Genomic DNA, 5,488 nt, shown 5'->3' with positions numbered 1-5,488 from the left:
AGATGTGTATAAGAGACAGGTTCCAGAAGCATCCCTACGCATATCTGGTTTAGGTAGCTCAACATTGCTTCCGCCTTCTGTAACGGCTTGCAATGGATAGTATCCAACGTACGCGTGTATCAACGTATCTTGACCTTTAAGGAATCTTTGCGAGCGCACGCCACCAGTTGCGCGACCTTTTGTTGGGTACATGTCAAATGGAGTAATCTTTGCAGAACCGTTTTCGGTTCCAGGAAGAGCTTCACTGTCTCCAGCAACGGTGAACACTACTGTTCCAGAAGCGGAGAATAAACCATTTTCGCCTTCTTCGTAATGCCACTCTATTGATTTTTCTGGCACTACTGCGAAGGTTGCAACTTTAGCGCCTTCTGCTAAACGAATACCTGCCATTCCGCCTGCTGTACGTCCTTGTGGCCTAACTTGTTTAGCGTCAAAAGTAAGTAATGAAGAATCACTACTAATGAACACAAGTCTGTCGTTGTCTTCCGCTGGGGCTGCAGCAATAACGGTGTCGTCGTCTTTTAAGTCAATTATGCTCCATGAATCCATGGTAGTTGGAGCTTCAAAATTCCATCTTTTAACTACACCGTTTCGTGTGCCGATTGCAAGTGGAGTAGCGTTTTGTGAGGCATCAAATGCTATTGCTGAAACTACATGTTCTCCTCTTACTGGATCCGTGCTTTGTGTGGAAGTTAGCAATTCTTGTGCTTTTACTCCATGGCTGAGCAGCGCAGGTTTTCCTTCTTCATAGTTAAGTTGTGGCAAATCTGCAACATGAGCTAGAACTAGTCGACCAGATGAAGTAACAAGAGCACAAGTTGAACGCGTTGTTGTCGCAAACATTGTTTTACAAGGAGTGTTAAATACGTTGTTATTGTGCGAATTCCAATGTTCTAACACTGCAATGCTTGTTCTGGCAATTAACCCTGAAGTACTTAATGCTACTGCACAAGGCTCGTCACTTAATTGCATTGCAACAGAAGATGCGTCAGCTTCTCCAGTTTTACGAGCTGCATTAGCTGCTGCAGCCAAATCTGCTTGAGTTGAAGTAATTTTATTTGCTGATTGCACAGCTTTAATCGCAATATCCTCACTGTTTTTATTTATGCTGGAGGCTACTGGAGTAAAACTACCATCTTCATTTTCGTCAAGCAAAATTGTTCTGCGTGGAGTATCCCATTGTTTAACTGCAGTATCCATATCTGCTATTACGACGTTGTCGAGTTTCGCTTCAGAACTTAATATTTGATTTAGCTCTTCAATTTTTTTGAGCAAATCGTCGCGTTCAGCTTCGAGCTCTATTCGGCTCATTTTAGTAAGTCTGCGAAGACGTAAGTCAAGAATATACTGTGCTTGAATTTCATCAAGATCGAATACTTTAATTAACTTAGTTTTTGCACTATCTGCATCTTCAGATGAACGAATAACCTGAATTACTTCATCAATATCAAGAAGTGCAAGAAGCAAGCCATCAACCAAGTGTAAGCGTTCTTGAGCTTTTTTGCGCCTAAATTCGCTGCGTCTGCGTACTACTGTTCTGCGGTGAGAAATCCAAACGTCTAATAGCTCTCTCAAGCCCATTGTGTGAGGTCTGCCGTCAACAAGTGCAACATTGTTAATAGTAAAGCTCTCTTGCAAAGGAGTGTGCTTAAAAAGTTGAGCAAGCACAGCGTTAGGATCAAAGCCTGTCTTAATCTCAATAACAATACGAGTTCCGTTATGTCGATCTGTTAAATCAATAGCACCTGAAATACCATCTAATTTTCTTGATTTAACTCCTTGAGAAATTCTTTCCAAAACGCGTTCTGGCCCAACCATAAACGGAAGTTCTGTAACAATAATAGCTTTTTTGCGAGCAGTAATATTTTCTATATGTGTTGTAGATCTTGTAGTGAATGCTCCGCGACCTGTTGCGTAAGCTTCGCGAATGCCACTTCGACCGATGATAATTCCTCCGCTAGGCCAGTCAGGTCCTGGAACTAGTTTCATAAGATCATCTAGGGTTGCGTCAGGATGTTTCATAACATATTTTGCTGCAGCAACTACTTCGCCTAGATTATGCGTTGCCATATTAGTTGCCATGCCTACAGCAATTCCAGAAGCGCCATTTACTAAAAGATTTGGAATAGCTGCAGGAAGCACAGTAGGTTCTTTTAGTTTATTGTCGTAATTTGGTACGAAATCAACTGTATCTTCGTTGATATCCGCGTTCATACCTAGTGATGCAGGAGCTAAACGCGCTTCGGTGTATCGAGAAGCTGCTGGACCGTCGTCAAGAGAACCAAAATTACCGTGTCCGTCAACAAGTGGCAAGCGTAGGGAAAATGGTTGAGCTAAGCGAACCATTGCCTCATAGATTGCAGAATCACCGTGAGGATGAAGTTTACCCATTACTTCACCAACAACGCGCGCTGATTTCATATAAGCATGATCAGGACTCAAATTCATATTGCCCATTTGATACACAATGCGTCGCTGCACTGGTTTCATTCCGTCTCGTGCGTCCGGTAAAGCTCGAGCATAAATAACTGAATAAGCATATTCCAAGAAGGATTTGCTCATTTCTTCGTTCAATGGTGTTTCAACAATATGCTCTTTAACTTTTCTTGGGTCGAAAGCTTGCTGTGTTGAGTGATGGCGTGAGGGCATATTTAGAACTCCTTGGATGACATTACGGCTATCAATCTTACCAATTTATATGCACAAACAGCATGTTTTTGCTGAATTTTTCAGCAATTTGATTAGTTATTTATATAAATATTTGTTATTCGCGTTTTGTTCAATGCAATATAAGTGGTTCAATAGTAAGTATGAGTGCTGAAATACCGTCTGAAAATGATCTTTTACAATTCGTTGGTAATGTTAAGTACGGTGATTTTTCTAATTTCGTAGTTAATGAAGATTTTTCTTATGATTTTAATGAAAAAAATCTTGGTGGAGCGTTACATATATCTTCGGTTCTTCCAGCTTTAAGTGATGCAATAGATGCTCCTGTCAAAACAGCTATTCATAACGATCCACACGCTTTACGAGAAAGCCTTGGTTTCCCTAAATCTAATTCTGCAATTGTAGTGCTAATAGATGGTTTAGGATACTGGAATATTCTTATGCGCAAAGGTCACGCTCCTTATTTACGATCCTTACTTAACGAATCAATAAATCAAAGACCAATTAGCACGTGCGTCCCAAGCACAACTGTTGCTGCAATGGCTACTTTTGGAACAGGCACATGTCCGGGTCTTACTTGTATGACCGGTTACACGCAAAAGAATTCTCAAACTGGTAAACTTGCGCAGCTTATTCAATTTAATGATGCGCCTGATCCGCTAGTTTTGCAGCAAGAGCCAACTATATTTGAAAGTTTAGTTTCTAATGGAGTCCGTGCAGATAGCGTGGGATTACCAAAGTTTGAAAATACTCCTCTTACCAAAGCTGCTTTTCGTGGAGCAAATTATATTACTGCTGGAACTCCTAGAGCTCGCATTCTTAAGGCTGCTAATAGCAGTAAAACTCCAGGTTTAACTTATATGTATTTACGTGACGCTGATAAAACCGGTCATAATTATGGTTGGGATTCTCAGCAGTGGGTTTCTGTTTTTGAGCAAATTGACGAGCAGTTGCGTCTTTTGCGAGCAAATTGTGCTCCTGGAACATTAATTGTTATTACTGCAGATCATGGGATGATTAAATCTGATCCAAATAAGCGAGTTGATATTGCTAAGCATGATAAGCTGATAAAAGGCATATCGATGGTTGGTGGTGAACCTCGTTCTGTAATGTTGTATGCTAACAGTGACGCAAATCCTGAAGATATTATTTACCGTTGGCGTGAATATTTTGGAACTAATGCAATTGTACGCAGTAAAAAACAAGCCATTGACGATGGTCTTTTTGGTTTAGTAAACAACAGGGCAGAGGCTGTTATTGGCGATGTTATTGTGCAAGCTTGTGGAGCTTACACAATTGTTGATTCTCGCATTCAATCTGATAAAGCTATGAGTTTACCTAGCGTTCATGGATCAATGACTCACATGGAAATGGATATTCCGTGCCTCATAGATTTAGTGTAATTAGTGAGTTTTTGCTTCTAGTATTGAAAATGTTTTTATAAATCACAACTTAGCAAATAAAATGTGTGACACTCAAATTTTACTAAGAGTGTCACACATATTGTCAATAAGCGAAAAATTTATTTTTAAACTTCTTATTTAGCTTTCACCAAATAATATTTCATCCCAGCTTGGTACTGCTGCTCTTCCAGCTTTACGTTTATTGTGCTCAGAAGATGATTTTTCTTGACCATTAGCATTAATTTCTTGATTATTTTTAGCAGAATTTTGATTACTTTCAGCAGCATTTTTTTGCAAATTCGTACTAACAATATCTGCTTTTTCAGCATTTTGAACTTTTGCAGCCAATGATTTTTGCGCTTCATTAGACTCATTGACGATTTTGCTATTCGTTTCGTTTCTATTAATAAATTCAGCATCCGGTTGTATTAGCGAAGGCTGCTGAGAATTATCTTCTTTAATAAATTGCGTATTTGTTTTAGTAGAACGCTTAGAATAGCCTTTTTCTAATACTTGCTGTATGTCAGAATCATTGTCCTGATTTTCGAAGGAAGATTGGGCTTGTGCATCTGCAAGTTTGTCACTGTTTCTAAGTTCCCATTGAGAAACAGCTCGTTCGATTCTGGCAGAACGAATAGAATTTCCTGGAAGCTCTTCAGTGTTGAATGGGAAATTAATGCTTACAGTGTCTCTATAAGCTCCACCATATGGAGACTGTTTAGAAGTATCCGCTGCATTAACATCTTCACCAAGCAATAATCTAGACGAAGGGTTCGCGCATGTAACAGAGTTGTCATGCATGTTCCATGTCCACTCAGCTTTAATAGTGCGACTAGCAGTTTTGAAAGTAGCAGTAATTCGCCATGGCTCTAATCCTCTGCGCGTTGCTTTCCATTGCACTGTTTCCATGCCAATATGTGCTTTAGCTAACGTTCTTTCAATTAAATCTGCAATAGTGCGCATATTGCTTTGTTTAGGAGCAGGTACTAGAAGGAACTGCTCAATTGCATACTGCTTTTCGGTTTCAACGCCTGCAGAAAAACGCCTAACTTGTGCTTCACTAACGTTGTATTTTTGTGCTACATGTGAAGGTGCAACTCCTGCGCGAATCAATGCCTGAATTTGCGAAATAGGCAATGTTGCATTAGATTGCATAGAATTTGCGCCAGCGTTTGCTGAGTTCTGTTCATCGCTGTTTTTACTCGTAATTTTATGTGAACCAGCGATGGCGCGTTCCAGCGTGTCGTCCACTTGAATACGTAACGGCGTGTTTTCACAAATGAAAATCAAATTACCGTCTGCGTCAATATGGTAGAAACTCGCCTCTTTTGGCGGATTTTCAAGCATTATGCACCACTTTCTTCGCTTTTAACAATACTATTTATACACTTTAGTCCATACACTGCATTCTTTACCAT

Annotated in this window: 2 protein-coding genes; one reads left to right on the top strand and one right to left on the bottom strand. The window is 40.0% G+C overall.

What is annotated here, in order from left to right; all coding sequences use genetic code 11:
- The first annotated feature begins 2,810 nt into the window (after positions 1-2,810).
- Complete coding sequence (locus A5294_RS03215; RefSeq protein ID WP_064340448.1) at positions 2,811-4,070, top strand: alkaline phosphatase family protein; 1,260 nt, start codon at positions 2,811-2,813, stop codon at positions 4,068-4,070.
- A 138-nt stretch (positions 4,071-4,208) separates the two neighbouring features.
- Here A5294_RS03215 and sepH read toward each other — a convergent pair whose 3' ends face one another.
- Entirely contained in the window at positions 4,209-5,417 is a 1,209-nt protein-coding gene (gene sepH, locus A5294_RS03210; RefSeq protein ID WP_064340447.1) for a septation protein SepH, read from the bottom strand.
- Positions 5,418-5,488: the final 71 nt, after the last annotated feature.

Origin of the sequence: Gardnerella sp. 30-4 (assembly GCF_001641215.1) — a bacterium.
GTDB lineage: Bacteria > Actinomycetota > Actinomycetes > Actinomycetales > Bifidobacteriaceae > Bifidobacterium > Bifidobacterium leopoldii.
This window is presented reverse-complemented; position numbering and strand designations above follow the sequence as displayed.

Coding starts and splice junctions, on each gene's coding strand:
- A5294_RS03215 (WP_064340448.1), top strand. CDS start 2,811: ATGAGTGCTGAAATACCGTCTGAAAATGATCTTTTACAATTCGTTGGT.
- sepH (WP_064340447.1), bottom strand. CDS start 5,417: ATGCTTGAAAATCCGCCAAAAGAGGCGAGTTTCTACCATATTGACGCA.